Genomic DNA, 23863 nt, shown 5'->3' on the forward strand with positions numbered 1-23863 from the left:
CTCTGGTCAGCCCTTGATGTGCAGCACGCAGATCAGCGTGAACAGCCGGCGCGCGGTGGGAAAGTCGATCTCGATCTTGTCCTGCAACCGCTCGACCAGCAGTTCTGCCGCTTCGTTGTGGACGCCGCGCCGCGCCATGTCGATCGTCTCGATCTCCTGCGCAGTGGCCTTGCGGATGGCCTGGTAATAGCTGTCGCAGATCGCGAAATATTCGCGGATCGGGCGGCGAAAGCGGCCCAGCGCCAGCACCAGCGTTTCGAGGTGGGCGCCATCCTCGCGGGCGATGGTGATCGCAAGACGCCCCTCGAAGACCGCCAGGCTCAGTCGGAAGGGCCCTGCATAGCCATCGGGATAGTCCTTCAGCGGCTTGAAGAAATTGTCCTCGATCAGGTCGAAAATGGCGATGCGCCGTTCCTGCTCGATATCCGCATTGCGCCACAGGATGGTCTGCTCGTCGAGCTCGACATGAATGATGCGCGGATCGGACATAGAGCGCAGTCTTTCACCCATGCTTTGCCAAGGGGCAAGCGGAAAAACCCGGCAGCCCCGCTGTCCCCGGCCTTGTCCACACGATTATTGGCCCCAGTGCCTTGCGCGCCACAGCGCCAGCGGCGAATATGGCCGGATGGTCCAAGACACTCTTCTCCAGTCCGCTCCCCCGATCGGCCTGCCGCCGCAGATCGCTGCACCGCTCGCGCGCGATACGCCCGAGGCCAAGCTGCCGCGCAATATCGAGGCAGAGGCCGCGTTTCTGGGCGCGCTGCTGATCGACAATCGCATTGCCGAAGAGGTCGGCGCGCGGCTGAAGGCGGAGCATTTCTTCGAGAGCGTCCACCAGCGGCTGTATGCACAGATCATGCGGCTGATCGACAAGAACGTGACCGTCACCCCGGTAACGCTCAAGCCGTTCTTCGAAAGCGATGCCGGCCTCGCCGAACTGGGCGGCATGCGCTACCTGGCCCGGCTGACCGGCGATGCCGGCGGCCTCATCGGCGCGCGCGACTTTGCCGAGCAGATCTACAACCTGGCGCTGCTGCGCGAGCTGGTACAGGTGGGACGCACCCTGGTCGACAAGGCGATGGACACCAGCGAGGAAGTCGATCCGCTCAGCCAGATCGAGCAGGCCGAAGCGGCGTTGTACAATGTTGCGCAGGGCGAGGGCGACACCAGCGGCGCGGTGCATTTCAACGTTGCGGTCGGCGCGGCGCTGGGCATGGTCGAAAAGGCGCTGAACAGCGGCGGGCACGTGTCGGGCGTGACCACGGGTCTGACCGATCTCAACGCCAAGATCGGCGGCCTCCACCCGTCCGACCTTCTGATCCTCGCGGCCCGTCCCGGCATGGGCAAGACCTCGCTCGCCACCAACATCGCGTTCAACGCGGCGTCGCGCTGGCGGCTCGACAAGGCGGCAGGCATTGCCGACGACAAGAATGTGGGCGCGAAGACCGCGTTCTTCAGCCTCGAAATGTCGTCCGACCAGCTGGCGACGCGTATTCTGGCGGAACAGTCGCGGATCAGCTCCGAAAAGCTGCGTATGGGGCAGATCGCGCGCAACGAGTTCCAGCGGCTGGTGACCGCCTCGCAGGAGCTCGAAGACCTGCCGCTGTTCATCGATGATACGCCGGGTCTTACGATTGCCGCGCTGCGCGCCCGCGCACGCCGGCTGAAGCGCAAGCACGATATCGGTTTCATCGTCGTCGATTACCTTCAGCTGCTGCAGGGCACGGGGCGCAACGAGGGGCGCGTCAACGAAATTTCGGAGATCAGCCGCGGCCTGAAGACGCTGGCCAAGGAACTGCAGGTGCCGGTGATGGCTCTGTCGCAGCTCAGCCGTGCGGTGGAAAGCCGCGAGGACAAGCGCCCGCAGCTGTCGGATCTGCGCGAATCGGGATCGATCGAGCAGGACGCCGATATCGTGCTGTTCATCTATCGCGAGGAATATTACCGGCTGATGGTCAAGCCCGACGGCCCGATCATGGACCCCAAGACGGCAGCGGACGAAGAGATCAACCAGAAATACCAGGAGTGGGAAGACAAGTTCAGCCCCACCGCCAACAAGGCGACCGTGATCGTCGCCAAGCAGCGCCACGGTTCGACCGGCAACGTCCAGCTGCGCTTCGAGAGCGAGATTACCAAGTTCAGCGATCTGGCACGCGAGGATTATCTGCCGGGCGGATTTGACGAATAGGCCACGAAGCAATGACCCGGATCGGCAAGCTGCAGGACAAGATGCTGCGCGGCGGTTCACTGAGCTTTGCGGAGTTTGAACGGCTGCTGGCGGCATATGGTTTCGTGCTCGACCGGGTGAAGGGAAGCCACCACATCTTCAAGCACCCCGGTATTGCCGATCGCATCAACGCTCAACCGGACGGCAAGTCGGCCAAACCCTATCAAGTCCGCCAGTTTGTCGTTATAGTCGAGGCTAACGGGCTTTCGCTGGATGACAAGGCATGACACCGCACTACCACATCAACCTGTTCTGGTCGGTCGAGGACGGATGCTGGATAGCAGACGTCCCCGACCTGAAGCATTGCAGCGCGCATGGGGCTACCCCGGAACAGGCAGCAGCAGAGGTCGCAATCGCGATCGAGGCTTTTGTGGAAAGCCTTGAAGCGGATGGCCTTCCAGTGCCGGAACCGCGCTATCGTCCTGCCTATCACAACGTTCGCGCCGCCTAACCCCGCACCACCGTCATCAGATAGTTCAGCGCCAGATTGTCGCTGAGGTGCAGGCCCTTCAAGGGATCCCAGGCGATGCCGCGCGTGTCGGTGACGGTGAGGCCTGCTGCATGAAGGTGCTCGGTCAGCTCTTCGGGCGTCAGGAACTTGTGCCAGTCGTGCGTGCCGCGCGGCACCTGGCCCAGCCGTTCGGCCGCTTCCACCAGCATGATCCGCGACATGGCGGTGCGGTTGGGGGTGGAGAGCAGCATCAGCCCGCCGGGCGCAAGCGCGCGTTCCAGCGCAGCGATGAACGTCGCCGGGTCGGTCACATGCTCGATCACCTCCATCGAGGTGACAAGATCGAAGGTTTCGCCTTCGAGCGTCTCGATATCGGCGCAGCGGTAATCGATCGTCAGGCCGACGGCTTGCGCATGCGCGCTGGCAGCAGCGACGTTTTCCGACGCTGCATCGAGCCCGGTGACGGTAGCGCCCAGCCGGGCGAGCGGCTCGGCGAGCAGGCCTGCGCCGCAGCCGACGTCGATCGCGCTCCTGCCCGTCAGCGGCTTGCGCGCGCTGCCCGCCTCTGGCCAGTGATGGTCGATGGCATTGCGGATATAGGCCAGCCGCACCGGGTTCAGCTTGTGCAGCATCGCCGATTCGCCCTTCGGGTCCCACCATTCCGCTGCCAGCCGCCCGAAATGCGCCGCCTCTTTGGGGTCTATGGTCCCGTTGCGCGGCGCGTCCGTGCCGTTACGTGTTTCGATGGTTCCGGTGCTTGCGTTCATCATGGGGCCTCTCTATGGCAGCGCCCGACTATAGGGGCGAACTTCGCATAAGGGAAAGAACGAACGGCCAATGGCACGGATCGTGATGAAATTCGGCGGCACTTCGATGGCCGGAACCGAGCGCATCCGCAGGGTGGCGCGCATCGTCAAGCGTCAGCAGGACGCGGGGCACGAGGTGGCCGTGGTCGTCTCTGCCATGGCGGGCGAGACCGACCGGCTGGTCAATTTCTGCCGCGAGGCCAATCCGCTGTACGATCCGGCAGAATATGACGTGGTCGTCGCCAGCGGCGAGCAGGTGACCAGTGGCCTGCTGGCCATCGCGCTGCAGGCACTGGGGGCGCAGGCGCGCAGCTGGCTGGGCTGGCAGCTGCCGATCCACACGGTCGAGGCGCATGCCAAGGCGCGTGTCGAAACCATCGATGCCGATGCCCTGATCGCCGAAATGCAAAAAGGCGTGATCGCCGTCATCCCCGGCTTCCAGGGCGTCAGCGATGCCGGACGGATCACCACTCTGGGGCGTGGCGGATCGGACACGTCTGCTGTGGCAGTGGCAGCGGCGGTCAAGGCCGACCGGTGCGATATCTATACCGATGTCGACGGCGTCTACACCACCGACCCGCGCATCGTCGCCAAGGCGCGCAAGCTGCAGCATGTGACATACGAGGAAATGCTTGAGCTGGCGAGCGTCGGGGCCAAGGTGCTGCAGACCCGGTCGGTGGGCCTTGCGATGAAGGAGCGCGTGCGCGTTCAGGTGCTCTCCTCGTTCATCGACGATGATGCGCCTGCGGCAGACACGATCCCCGGCACGATGATCGTCAGCGATGAAGAACTGGAAGGAATGGACATGGAACGCCAGCTGATCACCGGCATTGCGCACGACAAGAACGAAGCCAAGATCACGCTGACCCGCGTGCCGGACAAGCCAGGCGCGGTCGCGAACATCTTCGGCCCGCTGGCGGAAGCCGCGATCAACGTCGACATGATCATCCAGAATGTCGGTCGCGACAAGGGCGAGACCGACGTGACCTTCACCGTGCCGCGCGCCGATCTGGCCCGGTCGCTGGACCTGCTGGAAGCTGCGAAGGAATCGATCGGTTTCAACCGCATCATCCCCGATACCAATGTCGCCAAGATTTCGGTGGTTGGCGTCGGCATGAAGAGCCATGCTGGCGTGGCATCGACGATGTTTAAGGCGCTGGCCGATCGCGGCGTCAATATCGTCGCCATCTCGACCAGCGAGATCAAGGTCAGCGTGCTGATCGAGGAAGACTATACCGAACTGGCCGTGCGCGTGCTGCACACGGCTTATGGGCTGGACGCAGTCGAGGCGTAACCGGCAAGCGCCCCTTCCCTTGCGGGGAGGGGCCCAACAAGGATCGATGATGAACCACCCCCTCACGCACAGCGCCATGGCGCGCGGCACGGCCTTTCTGGGCAGCGAGACCGCGATCCTGTGCGGCGCGATGAGCTGGGTGTCTGAACGCAACCTTGTCTCGGCCATCTCGAACGCGGGAGGCTTTGGCGTGATCGCGTGCGGGGCGATGACGCCCGCATTGCTCGATGCCGAGATTGCCGCGACCAAGCTGCTCGCGAAGCGACCGTTCGGCGTCAACCTCATCACCATGCACCCGCAGCTGATGGAGCTGATCGCGGTGTGCGCATCGCACCAGGTCAGCCATATCGTGCTCGCCGGCGGCCTGCCGCCCAAGGGCAGCATCGAGGCGATCAAGGACGCCGGTGCCAAGGTCGTGTGCTTTGCCCCGGCGCTCGCGCTGGCGAAGAAGTTCATTCGCTCAGGCGTCGATGCGCTGGTGATCGAGGGCATGGAAGCAGGCGGTCACATCGGCCCGGTATCGACCAGCGTGCTGGCGCAGGAAATCCTGCCTGAAGTCGCGCACGAGGTGCCGGTGTTCGTCGCAGGCGGCATCGGACGGGGCAGCGCGATTGCAGCCTATCTGGAGATGGGGGCATCAGGCGTTCAGCTGGGCACCCGCTTTGTCTGCGCGCATGAATCGATTGCGCACCCTGCGTTCAAGAAGGCGTTTCTGCGCGGCAACGCGCGCGATGCCATCGCCAGCGTGCAGGTCGATCCGCGGCTGCCGGTGATCCCGGTACGCGCGCTCAAGAACAAGGGCACCGAGGAATTCACCGCCAAGCAGCGCGAAGTTGCTGCCCTGCTCGATGCGGGCGGCATCGACATGACCGAGGCGCAGCTGCAGATCGAGCATTTCTGGGCAGGCGCGCTCCGCCGCGCGGTGATCGATGGCGATGTCGAGAACGGATCGGTGATGGCGGGCCAGTCGGTCGGCATGGTGACGCGCGAGGAAAGCGCCGCCGAGATCATCGCCACGTTAATGGACGAGACCGAAGCGGCGCTGGCGCGCTGATCCACAGCGCGCCAGCCACAGGTTACGGGTTGGGGTCGGGCAATGGCCTGGTGCCAGCCGGGGGCTCAGTGGGTTCGGAAATCGATTCGGAAGGCGCCGGTGTCGGGTCCTCGGGACCCGTGGCAGCGCCGGTCATCCAGATGATGCTGAGCGCCAGAATGGCAAGCCCGGTCGAGATCAGCAGGACGTAGCGGACAATGCCGCGCTTCTGGCCACCACTGGCGTCTTCGGTGTTCATCTCAACTTCTTCGCCGTGTCTGATCATGGCCAACCTCCTCTGGTAGATAGACCATAGCTACGGGAAAGGGGCCGAAACGTTCCGTCGCTATGCCTTGGGCGCAGCGGTATTGAACAGAAACCATATGGCGATTGTGACTAGCCCGATCGCAAGGATATGGCGTGTGCTGCGCATCCTGCCCGGTTGTTGCAGCAGCGGATACAGCTGTGCTGCAAGCACTACGATGGTCAGATGGACCGCCGTCGCCACCGCCAGGCTGATCGCGGTGAGCATGAGGCCCCAGGCCAGCGCCGCCCCCGTGTCCGGCACGAAGCGCGGCACGATGGCGACATAGAACAGCGCTGCCTTCGGGTTCAGGATGTTGGTGATGACGCCCCGCTGGAAGTATCGCACGCCAGAGCTGCCGGTCTCGGGGGTGCCTGCGGGCGAGGTTTCGGCTTCGCCCCGCCATGTTTCCCAGGCGAGGTAGAACAGATAAGCCGTGCCAGCCCAGCGCAGCGCATTCCAGATCACGGGGTTGGCGGCCACCAGTGCGGCAAAGCCCAGGGCCGCCGCCACGCCGATCAATGCCAGCCCCAATGCGACCCCCGCCACGGCCGCCAGCCCGGCACGTCTGCCGCTGCCCAGCGTCAGGGCCGCCAGATAGGCCATGTTCGGCCCTGGCGTCAGTTCGATCAGCAGCACCGTGGCGAGATAGCTTGTCAACATCGGCCAACAGCCTAGTCTGCTGGTCAACAAGCGCAATGATCGCGCCCAGGAGAGCCGCCGGAATGTTGAAACGCGAAGAGTCCCATGTCTTTGCCCATGCAATCGAACATGTCGTCGCCTGCTGGACGGATGAGGCCTTTCTCACCGCGATGATGGCGGATCAGGGGTCGCGCGATGTGGTGGTAACCGTGGAGCGGCCCGAGCCGGGGCTGATCCATATCGCGATCACGCGTCAGGTGCCCGTCGATGCGCCAATGATGATTCGTTCGGTGATCGGGTCGTGGCTCTCCCTCACGCAGCGCGATGTCTGGCAGCAGCAAGCAGACGGCAGCTGGACCGCTGTGCGCGATGCCAAGCCCAAGGGTCTGTCTGCAGAAGGTCAGGCGATGCTGACGCTGAACCCGCAGAAGGATGGCGGCACGCAGTGCCAGGCCACGGTCAGCGTGCAATCGCGCGCGCCGATGGTCGCCGCGATGGTCGAGGCGCTGATGCTGGAAGACAGCACGCGGCTGCTGAAACAGGAATTCGATGCCATCGACGCATCGGCTAACGCATGAGGGAGAGGTAACATGACGACGACCGGGGGGTGCCTGTGCGGCGCGGTGCGCTATGAAATCGAAGGAGATCCGCTGCTCACGGCGGTGTGCCACTGCCGCAACTGCCAGAAACAGGCGGGCAGCGCGATGTCGGTGCTGATCGGCGTGCGCGACGAGCAGATCGCGATCACGGGTGACCTCACCACCTATCAGGACGCCGGGGAAAGCGGCGATCCGGTCTATCGCCGCTTCTGCGGGACGTGCGGATCGCCGATCCTGTCCGACCTGCCCAGCCAGCAGGGGATGCACTTCGTCAAGGCAGGCACGCTCGACGATGTCAGCGCGCTGGACCCCAAGATGCACTTCTGGACCGTCAGCGCCCAGCCCTGGGTGCGCTTTGGCGAAGATGCGGTGAAGTTCGACAAGACGCCGGGCTAGGGTGGAGCTTCGCGGCTAACCGCCGCGCGCCTCGTCGCGCTTGGCGGCCATCTGTCCGCCCATCGCGCCGACCATTTCGAACAGCTTGACCGGGTCGCTCATCCGCAGCCTGGCGATCATGTCCTCGATCCCTTCTGCGACCAGAATTTCCGCGTCGCCGGCAGCGATGCCCTCAAGGATTCGTGCGGCGCATTCGGCAGGCTCCATGCCGTTGGCGATGGCGCTGTCGGTCTGGCCGTGCGCGCTGCCATCGCCGGACAGCGCATTGGCGGATACTTCGGTTCGGATCGAGCCCGGCAGCACGGTGTGCACCTTCAGCCCGTAGTGCAGCTCGGTCTCGGAACGAAGCGCGTCGAGATAGCCGATCAGCCCATGCTTGGCAGCGCAATAGGCCGTGCGCAAAGGCACACCGGCGCGGCCTGCGACCGAGGATATGCCGACGATCAATCCGGCCTTGCGCGCGGTCATGTGCGGCAGCAGCAGCTGCGTCAGCCAGATCGGGGCAAGCAGATCGACCGCGATGATCCGGTCGTAGACCTCGAGCGCGCTGTCGATGGCCAGCGCTCGCTGGCTGATCCCGGCATTGTTGATCAGCCCATCGACATGGCCCTGCCAGGCGATCGCCTGCGCAACGACTCCGGGGAGCGCGTCCTTGTCAGTGGTCTCGAACGGCAGGACATGGGCCGGCGTGGGCAGCCGGTCGGCAACCGCCTGTAACGCATCGGTGCGGCGACCCGAAAGGATGATATCAGCGCCGCGCGCTGCAAAGGCTTCTGCCAGCGCCTCGCCAATCCCCGACGACGCCCCGGTGATCCAGATGACCTTGCCTGTATAGTCCATGTTGATCCTGCTCCTGGTCTGTTTGACGCCCATCAAAGAGTGCCAGCGGCTGCACGGCAAGCAAAAAGCGGGTGTCCGGACACCCCTGGCATCTGGCCTTGTCACGCGCGTATTGTGGCAGTAAGACGCCCATCCGCTCCAGCTATAGTGCAGGACCCTACGGTTTCATGACTTCCGCCTATCCAACTGCCCGCCCGGTGATCTCCGCAACCGGCCTTTTCAGTCCCGCCGACTCCATCAGCAACGATGAACTGGTCGCGAGCTTCAACGCCTATGTTGCGCAGCATAACCTGCACAATGCTGCGGCCATCGAAGCCGGAGAGATGAGCGCGCTGCAGCCTTCGTCGGTCGAGTTCATCGAGAAGGCGAGCGGCATCAAGGCGCGCAAGGTGCTGTCCAAGGCGGCGATTCTCGACATCGATGTCATGTGCCCCCGCTTTGACGAGCGGCCCAACGAGCAGATTTCCGTGCTCGCCGAAATCGGCGTGGCTGCCGCGCGCGATGCTTTGGCGCGGGCCGGACGCGCTGCCAAGGACGTCGATGCGGTGCTGGTCGCCTGCTCCAACCTGCAGCGCGCCTATCCTGCGATCGCGATCGAGGTGCAGGATGCCTTGGGCATCGAGGGCTTCGGTTTCGACATGAACGTTGCCTGCTCGTCTGCTACCTTCGGCATCCAGACCGCGGCGGACTTCATCCGCGCAGGAAACGCCCGATCGGTGCTGGTGGTGAGCCCTGAAATCTGTTCGGGGCATCTCAACTGGCGCGACCGGGACAGCCATTTCATCTTCGGCGATGTCGCCACCGCCGTGCTGGTGGAAGATGCGGAATTTGCGCCTGCGCAGCATTGGGACATCCTGGGCACCCAGCTCAAGACGCGATTTTCGAACAACATCCGCAACAATTTCGGTTTCTTGAACCGCACCGCGCCCGAAACCCGCGACAGCGCCGACAAGCTGTTCGTCCAGGAAGGCCGCAAGGTGTTCAAGGAAGTGGTGCCGATGGTGGGTGAATTGATCACCGATCATATCGCCCGGTTGGGGATCGCCCCCGACCAGCTGCGCCGCCTGTGGCTGCACCAGGCCAATGCCGGGATGAACCGGCTGATCGCGCAGCGCGTGCTGGGCCACGAGGCGAGCGAGGACGAGAGCCCGACGGTGCTCGATACCTATGCCAACACCTCGTCGGCCGGATCGATCATTGCCTTCCACCTGAACCACGAGGATCTGCAGGCAGGCGACATCGGCCTGATCTGCTCGTTCGGCGCGGGCTATTCGGCAGGATCGGTGGTCATCCGCAAGGCGGGCTGAGCCAATGGCCGTGACGGTCGAGACACTGCCCGCCAGCCGCATCGGCGGGGCGATCGACGCGCTGGCCGCCCTGCGCATCGCGGTGTTCCGTGAATGGCCGTATCTGTATGATGGCGATCTCGTGTACGAGCGCGGCTATCTCGCCGCGTTTGCTGCAGCACCGCATGCGGTGCTGGTTGTCGCACGCGATGGCGACACTATCGTCGGGGCGGCGACGGCGTCACCGCTCGCGGCACAGAAGGCCGAGTTTCTCGCTCCGTTCGTGGCGCAAGGCTGGGATGTCGGACGCAGCTTCTATTTCGGGGAATCGGTGCTGCTGCCGGGCTATCGCGGGCGGGGCATCGGCCACGCGTTTTTCGATCACCGCGAGACAGCCGCAAGGGCGGCAGGGGCGTCCGTCGCCACCTTCTGCGCGGTCCAGCGCCCCGCCGATCATCCGCTGCACCCGCCGGAATACCGCCCGCTCGATGCGTTCTGGATGCAGCGGGGCTATGCGAAGGTCGAGGGGATGACCACCAGCTTGGACTGGCTCGACGTCGGCGAGGCCCACGAGACCGCACATTCGATGCAGTTCTGGGCGCGCAACCTTTAGCGCCCCCGCAATCCGGCTTTCGCCGGAGAACGGGGGCTTGGAAGGTGGCTCAGCCCTCCTTGGGCATCTTCACCTTCGGCTTGGTCGCGAACGGCTTGATGCCGAACTCGGGATAGACCTCGCTGGGGTAATAGAACACGCCATCCTTGGCGACCATGCGGATGGCCTTGATCGCCTTCAGGTCCTTGGTGGGATCACCCTGGATCAGGAAGAAATCGGCATATTTGCCCTTTTCGATGCTGCCCAGCGACTGATCCTGCTTGAGATACTGCGCCATGTCATAACTCGCGCGGCGCAGGATCTGCGCAGGCGTCATCCCGGCCTTCTGGTAGAGTTCCAGCTCGCGATGATAGGTGAAGCTGCCACCCATGTCGGTGCCGGGGATGAGGAAGATGCCGGCCTCGTGCATCTTGCGGATGGTGGCTGCGACCTGATCGAACGCACCGCTGTACGCCTTGTCATCGGCGGCACTGGCAATGTTCGACCACGCCTGCTTGGAACTGCGCTGCACGCCGATGGGCATGTGGTCGACATAATCGACCATGCCCGGATTGATCTTGCCGTTGCGCGCCAGCAGCAAAGACTCATGGATCGCGAAGGTCGGATCGATGGTGACCTTGTTGTCGACCATCGCGCGGATCGTGGCATTCACCCGGCCGCTGTTGAGGTCCAGACCCGGCAGGCGCTTCAATGCGGTCAGGCGCAGCAGCGTGCGCGTGTCCTCACCCGGCTCGAGCACCCAGCCCAGCATCACCTGGTTGATGTGCGTCATCTCGTCATAACCCGCGGCGATCATCGCATCGGCGTTGGTGAACGCAGGCACATGGCCCATCACGTGCAGCCCCAGTGCCTTGGCTTCCTTGACCAGCGCCGGGATCCAATCGGGGTTCATGCTGTTGTAGATCTTGATCGCCTGATAATCGCGCGCGGCATAGAAGCGGGCGGCGTCGAGCGCCTCCTGCTGGCTGTTGACGAGCTTGCCGTTGTTCGAGCTGAACGGGCTCTTGCCCTCGATAAAGCCCGACTTGGTGATGCGCGGGCCTGCCAGCACGCCGCTTTCGATCCGCTCGACCAATCCATCGAGCACGTCGATCTCGTTGCCCATGTCGCGCACCGATGTGATGCCCGCCAGAATGTTGAGCATCGCGTCTTCCTGGCCGATATGGCCGTGCATCTCGTACAGACCAGGCACCAGCGTGCCGCCATTGCCATCGATGGTCACCTCGCCCTCGGTCGCAGGACTGTTCACGGGAAGCACAGCAGCGATGTGGCGACCGCGCACCACGACGCTCTTCGGTTCGGTCAGCGCCATGGCGACAGGATCGAACAGCCGCACATTGGTAATCCGCACCGGCACCTTGTAGCTGTTGGCCGCCTTGGCCTGCATCTTCACGAAGCGTTCGGTCGAATATTTGACCGCCAGATCGCGCAGCTTGATGTCTTCGCTCTCAAAGCCCTTGCGAACGAACACGGCGCGTGGGCTGATCGCGGCGAACAGCGTGCCGGTGTCGTCGAGCAGGAAATAGCCGGGGTCCAGATCGTTGCCGGACAGCGCATAGGCGGTCACCGTCATGGCGCCCGCCGTGCCGCTGACCTGCACCTTCTCCAGTTCGCCCAGGGTGAGCGCCCCGCCCGGCAGTGCGGGAATGGAGCGGTCGTCATCGGCGAGCAGCGCGCGGGCATAGAGACCGGCGGCCCAGGGGCTGGCTTCCTGCGCGACATAGATCGCCTGGCCCTTGGGCTTGGCGGTGCCGCTGCCGGTCGAATCGGTCCAGCGCGCGGTACCGCGCTGCATGGAAAAGCTTTCGTTGATCGCGTTGCCGAAGGTGGAATTTCCGGTGATCTTCCATGAAACCGGCATGCCCTGGGCATCCAGTTTCAACTCTTCCTTCATCGTCGGCCCACGGCCGTTGTTCTTGTAATCATAGTCGATCTTGACCGTATCACCGCTGCGCACGACATCGAGATGCCCGACGCGGGTGCCCCCGATGATGACGGTGTAGTTTTCGGTGGCGTCCTGCGCCTGTGCGACAGTGCACAAGGGCGAGATCGCCAGTGCAAGCGCGATGGAGCCGAATTTCAAATTGCGAACGGCCACGGCCAATCCTTCCCTGCGAAGATTTTTATCTGCGCAGACAATGGGCTAGCCGATGGTGCTTGGCAAGCGGGGCAATTTCAAATCCTCCCCAAGCTGTGCTCGGGGAGGATCTGGCAAAGGTCATCCAACAGGGGAACCCTGTGCGATGCTGAGTTCCGCCATCAACGCATTGCGGTCTTCTGCGGCGACGGCCATGACATGCTCGCGGACCTCATCGGCGCGCCGTGCGATCGCCTTGTTCGCCTGGTCCTTGCCTTGGGCGCAACGACCGTTGGTCGAGCCCTCGATCATCTTGGTGGGCACCAGGGTGCGGACGACATGGCTGCCCTGGCCTGCCGGCGCCTGAAGATGCCGCTCGACGGCGATCTCGGCCTTCCAGATGCATCGCGCCGAGTTGGGACGGTTGGGGGCCATGTTGCCGATCTGGCGATAGCTGACCATCGTCTTGGGCTGATAGACTGCCGTTACCTGACGCTCGCCGTGGGGGACCTCCACCTGATGGCGGATGTCTTGAAAATCGGACGCGTGTGCGGTGATGCTGAGTCCTGCGACTGACAATGCCGCGATCGTTGCGGTCTTTATGGTTTTCATACGTGTGTCCTTTCCAATGGATGTTTGCATTGGTCGGGATGCGCGGGGATTTTGATCTGAAGACCGGGCCGAAAGCCCGGGATGTTGCGCATCCCGTAGCGGTCCGACATCACGCAGCATTGGGGTATGCTGTGTCAGAGGGGCCCGGCCCGCTGCGAGGAACATGAGGACGCCACCCGGTCTTGTCAACCACCTCTTGCCCAGGAAAAATGCTGCGCAGCATTGTGCGCTGGCAGAGCCATCAGATGTTGCGGGCGAATGCCAGAACTTCCACTCTCAGATTGGGGTGTGCTTCTGCGACCTTTGCGCAGATTGTCTCGTACAGCGCATCGCCAGGCGCGGTGTGGCCGTCGCGATACGCCATCGACCATTCGCCGAACTCGCGCTGGCTCACCGACTTGCGTGAGAGCACGACCTGGCCCCGATGGCGCGGGTCCTGGCTGATGCGGTTGTAGGTTGCCGCAACGGCGTCGGCAGGCCCTTCAAGCACTTGCAAGAAGCGCTTTCCGTTGAACAACAGCATGCCAGTGATGTCATTGGCTTGATTGTTTCGGCGCGCAGCTGCCAATATATGCGACAGATTCACCGACTGAGACGGTGAAACGGTGCTGATGTACAACAGCTGTTCTAGCGGGGCTTCATCAGACATAGGTTATTGATAGGATTGGCAGGTTAACGACAAGTAAAATGGAAATTTACTTGATAGAAGAAGTAGATCAATTCTATTTTTCAGAACACCGGGTCGTTCGCACCGTTGTCATCCGCAATGCCCGGCAGCGGCGATACATCGCTGTGGATTCCACATTCGGTCTTGTCCCAGCCCTTCCAGCGACCCGAGCGCGGATCTTCGCCCGGCGCGACCTTGCTGGTGCAGGGCGCACAGCCGATCGACGGATAGCCCTGCGATTCGAGCGGATGGCGCGGCAGGTCATGCTCGGCGAAATATGCATCGAGCATGTCCTTGCCCCAGCTGGCGAGCGGGTTCAGCTTGAACCGGCCCTGCGCATCGCTGGTGTCGATCTCGAAGCGCGGCAGGCCCTGGCGAGTCGCGGACTGGAAGCCCTTGCGGCCCGTGATCGAGCCATCATAGCCGAGCAGCGCCTTGGCGAGCGGACGCACCTTGCGGATTTCGCAGCACCCATCGGGGTCGTAAGACCAGCGCAGGCCGTTGCCATCCTGCGCAGCGACCTCGTCGGCGTCGGGTGTCAGCATGACCAGGTTGGTGAGACCAAGGCGTTCGACCAGCGTATCGCGATAGGCCACCGTTTCGGGGAAGTGCTTTTGCGTGTCCAGAAACAGCACCGGCAGTGTCGGATTGATGCTGGCCACGATGTGCAGCAGCACCGCGCTTTCGGCGCCAAAGGACGATACGACCGCCAGATCGCCGACCAGCCCGTCGCGGATGACAATCCGCATCATCTCGGCCGTGTCGGTTCCGCGGAACATGTTGTTCAGGCGGATCGCGTCGCTTTCGGTGAAGCGAGGCTTGAGGTCGATCTGGTCACGGATTCGCTGGCCTGTCTGTGGCTGGGTATCGACCTGCCTCATGGTGCCACCTTGTGCCGCTTGGCCCAGATTGCAGCGACGCCGTCGCTGGTGTTCTGATAGAAATCGGGGAAGAACCCTTCGGCTGCCTTCACATCGTCCAGGTTGAGCGGCTTCCTGGGCGCGAAGCTGTCAAAGCCGCAGCGGCGCAGAAACACGAACTGGTCGACCAGAACGTCGCCTGTCGCGCGCAACTCGCCGGTATAGCCCGCCTCGCGCAGGATTTGCGCCGACGAGAAGCCCCGGCCATCGCCGAACGCGGGGAAGTTCACCTCGACCAGCCGCACCTGGCTCAGATGCGGCAGCAGCGCACGAACATCGTCGCCCGGCTCGATCCGGACGGCGGCGGCATTCGTGCCATCGGCGAAATCGGCCAGAGGGACGGCAGCGTCGGTGACGGCGGGTTCGTTGCGGTAGATGATCTGGGGCTCAACCATAAAGCGCCTCCTTGAACGGCTCCATGCCGATGCGGCGATAGGTATCGACAAAGCGCTCGCCATCTTCGCGCGCACCGAGGTACACGTTGGTCACGGTCTCGACCGCGTTGACGATGCCGTCCTCGTCAAAGCCGGGGCCGACGATCTTGGCGATCGAGACGTCTTCCGCCGCCGATCCGCCGAGCAGCAGCTGGAAGTTCTCCACGCCCTTCTTGTCGACGCCCAGAATGCCGATGTGCCCGGCATGGTGGTGGCCGCAGGCGTTGATGCAGCCCGAGATCTTGAGCTTCAGCTCGCCCAGATCGAGCTGGCGTCCGGTATCGGCGAACCGCTGCGAAATCTTCTGCGCCACCGGTATCGAGCGGGCATTGGCAAGGCTGCAATAATCGAGGCCCGGGCAGGCGATCATGTCGCCGATCAGGTCGAGATTGGCGCTGGCCAGCCCCGCAGCATCGAGCTTCTGCCAGATGGCATAGAGGTCGGCCTTGCGGACATGCGGCAGCACGATGTTCTGGGAATGCGTGACGCGCAGCTCATCGAACGCATATTCGCTGGCCAGGTCGGCCATCAGGTCGATCTGGTCGGCGGTGGCGTCGCCTGGAATGCCGCCTGCGGGCTTCAGGCTGATGGTGACCGAAGCATAGCCCGGCGTCTTGTGCGGGTGCGTGTTCTGGTCGACCCAGACGGCAAAGTCGGGATCGGAGCGGTCGAGCGCGTCGCTCAGCCCCTGTTCGAAGGCGGGGTCGGTGAAATACGCGCTGATGCGCTCGAGTTCTGCGACCGGAGGGTTCAGCCCCAGCGTTTTCATGTGCGCGAACTCTTCTTCAACCTGGCGGCGGTACTCGTCCGCGCCCAGTTCGTGGATCAGGATCTTGATGCGCGCCTTGTACTTGTTGTCGCGGCGGCCGTACCGATTGTAGACGCGCAGGCACGCCTCGGCATAGCTGATCAGCTCTTGCGCCGACACGAACTCGCGGATGCACGGCGCGATCATTGGGGTGCGGCCCATGCCGCCGCCGACGAAGAACTTCGCGCCCAGCACGCCTTCAGCGTTCTTCACCAGCTCGATGCCGATATCGTGCAGCCGCATCGCGGCGCGATCGCTCGATGATGCGATCACCGCGATCTTGAACTTGCGCGGCAGCAGCTGGAATTCGGGGTGGAAGGTCGACCACTGCCGCAGCAGCTCGGCCCAGGGGCGCGGGTCGGCGATCTCGTCGGCGGCGGCACCGGCGAACTGGTCAGAGCTGATGTTGCGGATGCAGTTGCCGCTGGTCTGGATCGCGTGCATTTCCACCGTCGCCAGCTCGGCGAGGATGTCGGGCGTCTGCTCCAGATTGATCCAGTTGTACTGGATGTTCTGCCGCGTGGTGAAATGGCCATAGCCCTTGTCGTATGTGCGCGCGATATGCGCCAGCATGTGCATCTGCTTGCCCGACAGCGTGCCATAGGGGATCGCAACGCGCAGCATATAGGCGTGCAGCTGCAGATAGAGGCCGTTCTTCAGGCGAAGATGGCGGAACTCTTCCTCGGGCAGGCTGCCATCGAGGCGGCGGCGCACCTGGTCGCGAAACTCCGCGACGCGCGCATCGACCATCGCCTGGTCATAAGTGTCGTACTGATACATGGTCTTAAACCTTCAGGATCGGAATGCTGGTGTTGATGGCAAGATCGGGCCGCACGGTGGGTCCAAAGGCGCGCACACGCTCCTTGATGTGCAGCGGCATCGGCCCCTGCTCGGTCTGCTTGCCGTCGATGACATAGGGAACGTTGACCCGCAGCGCGGCTTCCTCGCGCTTGAGGATGGCATCGGCCTCGTCACCGGCGTCGGCCGAGTCCGCCAGATGGCGCGACCAGCGGGTATCGCCCGCCCACCAGATGACATCTCCGGTCTTCAGGTCGTTGCCGGTGAGGATTTTCATGCCAAGGACTCCGTAGAAGGTGTTGGCTCCAGGTGCTGGGCGAAGAGCGTGGGGATGCAATCGGTGGCGCGGGCGCGCGTCACCACGTCGCCGATGACGATCAGCGCCGGGGACACCACGGCTTCGCGCGCGATCATCGGACCCAGATCGGTGAGCAAAGTGCGCAAAGTGCGCATGTCGGCGCGGGTGCCCTTTTCGAGCACCGCAACGGGAGTATCGGGCGACAGACCGTCGGCGATCAGCTTTTCGGCAATCGCATCGCCGGTGGCGACGCCCATGTAGATGACGAGCGTGCGGCCCTTGCCGGCGAGGCCGGACCAGTCCTGTTCGGTCAGGCCCTTGCACTGACCCGCGACGAACGTGACCGCGCTCGACAGGTCGCGATGGGTCAGCGGCAATTGCGCGGCGGCCGCGCTGCCATTGGCGGCGCTGATACCGGGGATGACCTCGACCGGAACACCGGCGGCGCGGCAATCATCGACCTCTTCGCCGCCGCGTCCGAATATGAACGGATCGCCGCCCTTCAATCGCACGACATCATGGCCCGCGCGCGCTTCTGCAATGAGCAGCGCGTTGATATCGTCCTGCGGCAATGTGTGCCGCGCGCGCTTCTTGGCGACCGAGATCAGCCGGGCATCGGGGCGGGCCAGCGCCAGGATCGCATCATCGACCAATCCGTCGTGCACGATCAGCGCGGCACGCGCGATGATCCTTGCAGCCTTGACCGTGAGCAGGTCGGGATCTCCCGGGCCTGCGCCCACCAGCCAGACGGTGCCGATCGAGCGGTCGTGATGTTCGTGCGGATGCGTCATGCCGTTGGTCCTTTCCAACGGTGCATCTGGTCGCAGCGCCCCCGACATGCAAAGCAGAACGGCTTGGCCGGGGGTTAGTTTTGCTTTTTGGGGAGGCTCATGCGCCCCGGGGTCAGTCCGATTTCAGTCCGATGCCGATATTGGCGCGGGGCTGTTCCATCTCGTTCGAGACGACCGGATAGGCGCAATAATCCGCTGCATAATAGGCGCTGGCCCGGTGGTTGCCGGACAGGCCGACGCCGCCGAACGGCGCCTTGGACGAAGCGCCGTTGGTCGGGCGGTTCCAGTTGACGATGCCGGCCTTGATGTTCGCCCAGAACTGCTTGTAGTGCTGCGGACTGCCACCCACCAGCGCTGCGGACAGGCCGAAGCGGGTGTTGTTCGCCTCGTTCACCGCTTCCTCGAAAGAGCTGACCTTCACCACCTGCAGCAAAGGACCGAACAGTTCGACATCGGGTCGTTCCTTGACGTTGGTGACATCGATGATCGCAGGCGACAGGAACGGCAGCCGGTCGTCCAGGCGCACCAGGTGCTTGATCGCACGGCCGCCGTTGGTGAGGAAATAGAGGAAACTCTCGGTCAGGCCATCGGCCACCTGATTGTCGATCACAGGCCCCATGAAGGGCTGCGGATCATCGAACGGCTTGCCCACGATCAATCGATCCGCCAGCTTCTTGGTTTCACCGATCACGGCATCGTACATCGTGTCGCGGACGATCAGTCGGCTCGCCGCAGAGCACCTTTGCCCGGCTGAGGTGAACGCGGACTGGATGATCAGCGATGCGGCATCGGCGACGCAGGGCGTGTCCCAGATCACCATGGGGTTGTTACCGCCCATTTCCAGCGCGACGATCTTGTCCGGACGTGAGGCGAGGGTCCGGTTGATCGCAATCCCGGTGGTGGCAGAGCCGGTGAACAGGACGCCGTCGACATCCTCATGCTCGACAAGGGCCTTGCCCTCGTTCGCCGCGCCGATCACCAGACGCACCGCCCCTTCGGGAATGCCGGCCTGGTGCATGCATTCGACCAGCATCGCGCCGACTGCGGGGGTCTTTTCCGATGGCTTGAACACCACGGTGTTGCCCGCGATCAGCGCTGGTATGATGTGGCCGTTGGGCAGGTGCGCGGGGAAGTTGTAAGGCCCCAGCACCGCCATCACGCCGTGCGGTTTGTGGCGCAGCGCCATGGTGCCGCCCAATGCGCTGTCCAGCTTGCGCTGCGATGTGCGCTCGGCATAGGCGGCGACCGAAATATCCACCTTGGCGACGACCGATTCCACCTCGGTGCGTGATTCCCAGATCGGCTTGCCGGTTTCGCGCGCGATCAGTTCGGCGAATTCTTCTGAGCGAGCGCGGACCTGGTTGGCAAATCGGCGGCAAAGCTCGATCCGCTTGGTAACCGCCATCGCGACCCATTCCGGGAATGCCGCACGGGCGCGGGCGACCTCTGCATCGACATCGCCATACGGACCAGACCACAAACGGTCCCCGGTGGCAGGCTCAAAGGAAACTAGCTCAGGCAATTAACACGCTTTCTTGCGACACGCTTTGCTGACCGGCAGGCCAGGGCCCGATATGCCGACTGGCGCGAGCGATAGCAAGGAAAGCCGGGTACGAAAACTATTGAACCTGTGTGTGACAATTTTGGGGCGATCTGGGGGGGCTTGCGTATCGGATATGCTCTGCTACGTTCCGCGCCGGCTGGTCAACACCACTCGGCGAACAGGGTCGCATGAGTAAGGTAAAGCCGGGGGCAAAACCCGCCTTGTCAGTGAACAAGGAGCGGACCCATGAAAACTTTCCCCAACAACGCAAAAGCGTTGCGCGCAACGCTGTTTGTGGCGTCGAGCGCTGCAGCGATCGCCATCGCGAGCCCGGCTTTTGCCGATTCAACCGCGCCTTGCAACACGAACGCGGGCCCGGATGGCATCGCGGGCAATGCAGACGACGTCGGTGGCTCGACTGAATGCGGCGAGGGCTCGGTCGCCAGCGGACCTGGTTCGACAGCAGTCGGCAATCAATCGACAGCGTCGGGCGCCTTCAGCAACGCCATTGGGGCGCGGTCGGTCGCGTCAGGCTTGCAGGCCACCGCCGTGGGTACATCGGCAACGGCATCGGGCGTTTTCTCGACCGCCGTGGGTAATTTTGCAGTGGCATCGGGCCAGCAGGCGCATGCATTTGGCGATTTCGCGAACGCGTCCGGGACTTTCGCGATTGCGATTGGTAGCTCGGCCATCTCCTCGTCGGCGAGGAGCATAGCCATTGGCCAGGGATCCACCACAGCGACATTGGGCTCCACGCCGTCGGGAGCGGCTTCGGAGGGCACCGCCGTCGCAATCGGGAATCAAGCCAAGGCGACACAGGAAGATGCTGTCGCGCTGGGTGACAAGGCCGATGCTGCAGGCTTCCACGCGACCGCGATCGGCGGCCAGTCGGTCGCCTCTGGCGTAGGATCACAGGCTTTCGGCTGGGAGGCCAATGCCGCAGGCCGCACGGCAGTCGCCGTCGGCCATCAGGCCAACGCTGCTGGCTTTGAAGCTACCTCGGTGGGCAAGAGCGCGCAGGCAGGCGGTGCCAATGCAACCTCGCTGGGCAGCCGCGCCAATGCATCGGGCGTGAATGCGACCGCACTGGGCAATTTGGCGATCGCAGCGGGTGATCAGTCGCTGGCCGGAGGTTTCAATTCGGGCGCATCGGCGCTCGGGTCGATTGCCTTTGGGTCTTTCGCCCGGTCATCGGGCCTGCTGGGTATCGCTATCGGCGACGTCTCGACTGCCAGCGCCAATTTCACCGTGGCGATCGGTGGCAATTCCAATGCCGCCACGACCGGCAGTGTCGCGATCGGGCAGAATGCGACGACGGTCACCACCGGATCAACGCCCTCGGGCGCAGCGTCGCTCGGCACGGCGGTTGCCATCGGCAATGACGCCAAGGCGACGCAGGAAGATGCAGTCGCGCTGGGTGACAAGGCCAACGCCTCCGGTTTCCACGCTACGGCCATCGGTGGCCAGTCGGTGGCATCGGGTGTCGGGTCGCAGGCCTTCGGCTGGGAGGCCAATGCTTCGGGCCGCACCGCCGTTGCCGTGGGGCACCAGGCCAATGCCGCAGGGTTCGAGGCGACGTCGGTCGGCAAGAGCGCGCAGGCGGGCGGGCTCAATGCAACCTCGCTGGGCAGCCGCGCCAATGCCGCTGCCGATACCAGCACCGCGCTGGGCAATGCGGCAAGCGCGACGGCTGTGGGCTCGGTCGCACTGGGATCGGGATCGGTCGCAAACCGGGTGAACACCGTCTCGGTCGGCGCCGCCGGATCGGAGCGGCAGATCACGAACGTGGCCGCAGGCACTTCGCTGACCGATGCGGTGAACCTGGCCCAGTTGAATGCAGTGGCGGCATCCACCACCGCCAACTCCACGCGGCTCAACTATCTTGCGGTCAACAGCACACAGGCCGGCGCCACGGCCACCGGCGCGTCGGCGATTTCGCTGGGCGACAATGCCACGGCGGATGGCGTCGATGCGCTGGCGATCGGCGGCGATGATGCAGGAACCGGGGCACGGGCCATTGGCAATTCGACCGTCGCGATCGGCGGCGAGGCCGATGCCATCGGACCGGGCGCGACCTCGATCGGTTGGCGTTCCAATGCCAATGCCGAGCGCGCGCATGCTCTGGGTCATCTCGCCAATGCCACCGGCGTTCGCTCGCTGGCCGTGGGTGAAGCTGCCAATGCCACCGCGCTGACGGCGGTGGCTGTCGGCAACCAGGCGAGCGCGACCGATGAGGACGCGGTCGCGGTTGGCGATCTGGCGCTGGCTTCGGGCTTCCATGCCACGGCGGTAGGCGGTGAATCGGTGGCCTCGGGCCGCGGCGCGCAGAGCTTTGGCTGGCAGGCGGTGGCGTCGGGCGATCTGTCGCTGGCATCGGGTCATCAGGCACAGGCCACCGGCGTGCGCTCGACCGCCGTGGGCAAGAGCGCGGTCGCCTCGGCGATCAACTCGGTCGCCATCGGCAACCAGGCTTCGACCAACAGCACCAATGCGGCCTCGCTCGGCACATCGGTCGCGGTCGGCAACCTGGCAGTAGCGTCGGATGAAGACGCCGTCGCCATCGGCGATCAGGCGCTGGCCTCTGGCTTCCATGCCACTGCGGTGGGCGGTGAATCGGTGGCCTCGGGCCGCGGATCGCAAACCTTTGGCTGGCAGGCGCGCGCGACGGGCGAACTCTCGCTCGCGGTCGGTCATCAGGCGGTGGCAGGCGGCATCCGATCGCTGGCCTTGGGCAAGAGCGCGGCGGCGAGTGGCGATTTCGGTATCGCCATCGGCAATATGTCGTCGGCCAGTTTCCTCAACTCGATCGCCATCGGCAACGGCGCTGCGGCGACGGCAGCCAACCAGATCGTTCTGGGCACGGCCAACCACAGCTATCGTTTTGCAGGGCTGGGCGGCAACGTTCCGGCGGGCTCGCAATTCTTCCTCACGGTCGATTCGGCGGGCAACATCACGGCCGTGGCAGTAGCGCCGGCGACGGCCTTTGCCGGCACCGGCAACAACAGCACGCAGGTCGGCAACGGGGCTGCAGCTTCTGCGCCGGATACCACGGCCGTGGGTAGTGGAGCTGTCGCCAGCGCCACCGATGCGACCGCCGTGGGCGAGGGCGCACAAGCGCTCAGTGCGGGGGCTACCGCCGTCGGCGCGGGCGCGATTGCGTCCGGATCGACCGCCGTCGGCGCTGGTGCGCAGGCAACCGGCACGGGCTCTGCAGCCTATGGGTCGAACGCCCGCGCAACCGGCGCGCAGTCCATCGCCATCGGCGAAGACGGCGGCGATGCCGACGCGCTGGGGGCGGTTGCCTTGGGCGTCGGTTCGATCGCGATCGGCAACGACGCGCGCTCGACCGGTGTCGAATCGGTGGCGATGGGCCTGAGTGCTGTCGCCACTGCGCAGTCGAGCACGGCAGTCGGTGGCCGTGCACTCGCCACGGCGACGGCCGCGACCGCCTTTGGCTGGCGCGCCGAAGCGGTGGCGGAACGCGCCACGGCCTTGGGACATCTCGCCAACGCATCGGGCGTGCGCTCAACGGCGGTGGGTGAAGCGGCCAATTCGTCGGGCGAACTCAGCGTCGCGGTCGGCAACCTGTCGGTCGCCAGCGGCACGAATGCGATTGCCATCGGCAACACGGCGGTGGCGAGCGGCGGGGATGCCATCGCGATCGGCGGCAACCGCGACGGCACAGCTGGCCGGGCCACCCAGGCGACCGGTGCTTCCACCACCGCTGTTGGCGGACAGGCGCTGGCCACCGCCACCGCCGCCACCGCCTACGGTTGGCGGGCAGAAGCGACCGGGGAGCGGGCGACTGCGCTGGGTCACCTCGCGGTGGCATCGGGCGTGCGGTCGGTCTCGGTGGGCGAGGCCGCCATTGCTTCGGGTGCTGGCGCGATCGCGATCGGCAACCAGACCTCTGCCGCGTTCGCCAATTCGGTCGCGATCGGCAACGGAGCGACGGCCAACCGCGCCGGTCAGATCAAGCTGGGCGGCAGCGGCAGCTCGGTCACTATCGGCGATCTGGCGGCGAGCACCGCAGCGCAAAGCGGCACCACCTCGATCGTCACCACCGATGCCAGCGGTACGCTGGGCGCGGGCCCGGCGGTCAATTCCTTCGCCACCAACACGCAGGTGAGCGTGCTGAACGGGCAGGTGAACACCCTGTTCGATCTGACCGAAGTCAACCGGCGCGCGATCAGCCGGGCGAACGAGGGCGTGGCCATGGCACTGGCGATGGAATCGCCCGCGCTGCCGGCGGGCACGACCTTTGCACTGTCGGGCGGCGTCGGCTATTATGAAGACCAGGCATCGCTGACCACCGCCATCACGGCGCGGGTTTCGGAAAATGCGACGGTTTCTGCCGGCGTGGGTGTGGGCGTCAACAGTGGCTCGGTCGGCGCGCGCGGCGGCTTCCAGGTCGCCTGGTAAGG

At 64.4% G+C, this 23863-nt stretch carries 24 protein-coding genes; 10 read left to right on the plus strand and 14 right to left on the minus strand.

Annotated features, from left to right (window positions below):
* Positions 1–6: 6 nt before the first annotated feature.
* The gene (locus tag D618_RS0114150) at positions 7–489 is read right to left on the minus strand and encodes a UPF0262 family protein (protein WP_017672186.1); all 483 of its coding nucleotides are present in this window, start codon (positions 487–489) and stop codon (positions 7–9) included.
* Between the two features lie 136 nt (positions 490–625).
* Between D618_RS0114150 and D618_RS0114155 the strand changes: the two genes are divergently transcribed.
* From D618_RS0114155 to D618_RS0114165, 3 genes are read left to right on the plus strand one after another with little or no spacing between them, the layout of a single operon-like run.
* Positions 626–2188: a replicative DNA helicase gene (locus D618_RS0114155; RefSeq protein WP_017672187.1), complete on the plus strand. Its 1563-nt coding sequence runs from the start codon at positions 626–628 to the stop codon at positions 2186–2188.
* A gap of 11 nt (positions 2189–2199) precedes the next feature.
* Entirely contained in the window at positions 2200–2454 is a 255-nt protein-coding gene (locus tag D618_RS0114160; protein WP_017672188.1) for a type II toxin-antitoxin system HicA family toxin, read from the plus strand.
* Positions 2451–2678 (plus strand): type II toxin-antitoxin system HicB family antitoxin, encoded by a 228-nt coding sequence (locus D618_RS0114165; protein WP_017672189.1) that lies wholly within the window; start codon positions 2451–2453, stop codon positions 2676–2678. The genes D618_RS0114160 and D618_RS0114165 overlap by 4 nt, the downstream gene beginning before the upstream one ends.
* On the opposite strand, the gene ubiG is transcribed toward D618_RS0114165, so the two are convergent.
* Positions 2675–3445 carry a bifunctional 2-polyprenyl-6-hydroxyphenol methylase/3-demethylubiquinol 3-O-methyltransferase UbiG gene (gene ubiG, locus D618_RS0114170; protein WP_051041403.1) on the minus strand — a complete coding sequence of 257 codons (771 nt, stop codon included), beginning with the start codon at positions 3443–3445 and terminating at the stop codon, positions 2675–2677. The two genes, D618_RS0114165 and ubiG, sit on opposite strands and share 4 nt — an antisense overlap.
* 70 nt (positions 3446–3515) lie before the next feature.
* Here ubiG and D618_RS0114175 point away from each other — a divergent pair, with 70 nt between their 5' ends.
* The gene (locus D618_RS0114175) at positions 3516–4778 is read left to right on the plus strand and encodes an aspartate kinase (protein ID WP_017672191.1); all 1263 of its coding nucleotides are present in this window, start codon (positions 3516–3518) and stop codon (positions 4776–4778) included.
* A 46-nt stretch (positions 4779–4824) separates the two neighbouring features.
* Entirely contained in the window at positions 4825–5832 is a 1008-nt protein-coding gene (locus D618_RS0114180; protein ID WP_152414752.1) for a nitronate monooxygenase, read from the plus strand.
* 22 nt (positions 5833–5854) lie between these two features.
* On the opposite strand, the gene D618_RS18540 is transcribed toward D618_RS0114180, so the two are convergent.
* A complete protein-coding gene (locus tag D618_RS18540) occupies positions 5855–6097 on the minus strand; it encodes a hypothetical protein (protein WP_152414753.1) in 243 nt (80 codons plus the stop codon).
* A gap of 60 nt (positions 6098–6157) precedes the next feature.
* Positions 6158–6778: a LysE family translocator gene (locus tag D618_RS0114190; protein WP_017672194.1), complete on the minus strand. Its 621-nt coding sequence runs from the start codon at positions 6776–6778 to the stop codon at positions 6158–6160.
* Positions 6779–6840: 62 nt separating this feature from the next.
* Between D618_RS0114190 and D618_RS0114195 the strand changes: the two genes are divergently transcribed.
* Positions 6841–7335 (plus strand): DUF2505 domain-containing protein, encoded by a 495-nt coding sequence (locus tag D618_RS0114195; RefSeq protein WP_017672195.1) that lies wholly within the window; start codon positions 6841–6843, stop codon positions 7333–7335.
* A gap of 12 nt (positions 7336–7347) precedes the next feature.
* Positions 7348–7752, plus strand: coding sequence for a GFA family protein (locus D618_RS18545; protein ID WP_017672196.1), 405 nt, complete (start codon positions 7348–7350; stop codon positions 7750–7752).
* Between the two features lie 15 nt (positions 7753–7767).
* Here D618_RS18545 and D618_RS0114205 read toward each other — a convergent pair whose 3' ends face one another.
* Positions 7768–8592: an SDR family NAD(P)-dependent oxidoreductase gene (locus tag D618_RS0114205; RefSeq protein WP_017672197.1), complete on the minus strand. Its 825-nt coding sequence runs from the start codon at positions 8590–8592 to the stop codon at positions 7768–7770.
* Positions 8593–8759: 167 nt separating this feature from the next.
* Here D618_RS0114205 and D618_RS0114215 point away from each other — a divergent pair, with 167 nt between their 5' ends.
* Both D618_RS0114215 and D618_RS0114220 read left to right on the plus strand, forming a co-directional pair.
* Entirely contained in the window at positions 8760–9899 is a 1140-nt protein-coding gene (locus D618_RS0114215) for a beta-ketoacyl-ACP synthase III (protein WP_026091697.1), read from the plus strand.
* A 4-nt stretch (positions 9900–9903) separates the two neighbouring features.
* Entirely contained in the window at positions 9904–10491 is a 588-nt protein-coding gene (locus D618_RS0114220; protein WP_017672200.1) for a GNAT family N-acetyltransferase, read from the plus strand.
* Between the two features lie 49 nt (positions 10492–10540).
* On the opposite strand, the gene D618_RS0114225 is transcribed toward D618_RS0114220, so the two are convergent.
* The 9 genes from D618_RS0114225 to astD form a co-directional block, all read right to left on the minus strand.
* Positions 10541–12589: an amidohydrolase family protein gene (locus tag D618_RS0114225; protein ID WP_152414754.1), complete on the minus strand. Its 2049-nt coding sequence runs from the start codon at positions 12587–12589 to the stop codon at positions 10541–10543.
* A 120-nt stretch (positions 12590–12709) separates the two neighbouring features.
* Complete coding sequence (locus D618_RS19125) at positions 12710–13180, minus strand: hypothetical protein (RefSeq protein WP_017672202.1); 471 nt, start codon at positions 13178–13180, stop codon at positions 12710–12712.
* Positions 13181–13421: 241 nt separating this feature from the next.
* Positions 13422–13829, minus strand: coding sequence for a BLUF domain-containing protein (locus D618_RS0114235; RefSeq protein WP_017672203.1), 408 nt, complete (start codon positions 13827–13829; stop codon positions 13422–13424).
* A gap of 80 nt (positions 13830–13909) precedes the next feature.
* On the minus strand, positions 13910–14728 hold the full coding sequence (locus D618_RS0114240; protein WP_017672204.1) for a phosphoadenylyl-sulfate reductase: 819 nt from the start codon (positions 14726–14728) through the stop codon (positions 13910–13912).
* A complete protein-coding gene (locus D618_RS0114245) occupies positions 14725–15162 on the minus strand; it encodes a DUF934 domain-containing protein (protein ID WP_017672205.1) in 438 nt (145 codons plus the stop codon). The genes D618_RS0114240 and D618_RS0114245 overlap by 4 nt, the downstream gene beginning before the upstream one ends.
* Positions 15155–16789, minus strand: a complete 1635-nt coding sequence (locus D618_RS0114250; protein ID WP_017672206.1) for a nitrite/sulfite reductase — start codon at positions 16787–16789, stop codon at positions 15155–15157. The genes D618_RS0114245 and D618_RS0114250 overlap by 8 nt, the downstream gene beginning before the upstream one ends.
* 4 nt (positions 16790–16793) lie before the next feature.
* A complete protein-coding gene (locus D618_RS0114255) occupies positions 16794–17084 on the minus strand; it encodes a DUF2849 domain-containing protein (protein WP_017672207.1) in 291 nt (96 codons plus the stop codon).
* Positions 17081–17896: a uroporphyrinogen-III C-methyltransferase gene (cobA, locus tag D618_RS0114260; RefSeq protein WP_026091699.1), complete on the minus strand. Its 816-nt coding sequence runs from the start codon at positions 17894–17896 to the stop codon at positions 17081–17083. Before cobA ends, D618_RS0114255 begins: the two co-directional genes overlap by 4 nt.
* Before the next feature lie 112 nt (positions 17897–18008).
* Complete coding sequence (gene astD, locus D618_RS0114265) at positions 18009–19418, minus strand: succinylglutamate-semialdehyde dehydrogenase (RefSeq protein WP_026091700.1); 1410 nt, start codon at positions 19416–19418, stop codon at positions 18009–18011.
* Positions 19419–19685: 267 nt separating this feature from the next.
* Here astD and D618_RS19130 point away from each other — a divergent pair, with 267 nt between their 5' ends.
* Positions 19686–23861, plus strand: coding sequence for a hypothetical protein (locus tag D618_RS19130; RefSeq protein WP_017672210.1), 4176 nt, complete (start codon positions 19686–19688; stop codon positions 23859–23861).
* The last annotated feature ends 2 nt before the right edge of the window (positions 23862–23863 follow it).

Source organism: Blastomonas sp. AAP53, assembly GCF_000331245.1.
In the GTDB taxonomy this organism is placed as follows: Bacteria; Pseudomonadota; Alphaproteobacteria; order Sphingomonadales; family Sphingomonadaceae; genus Blastomonas.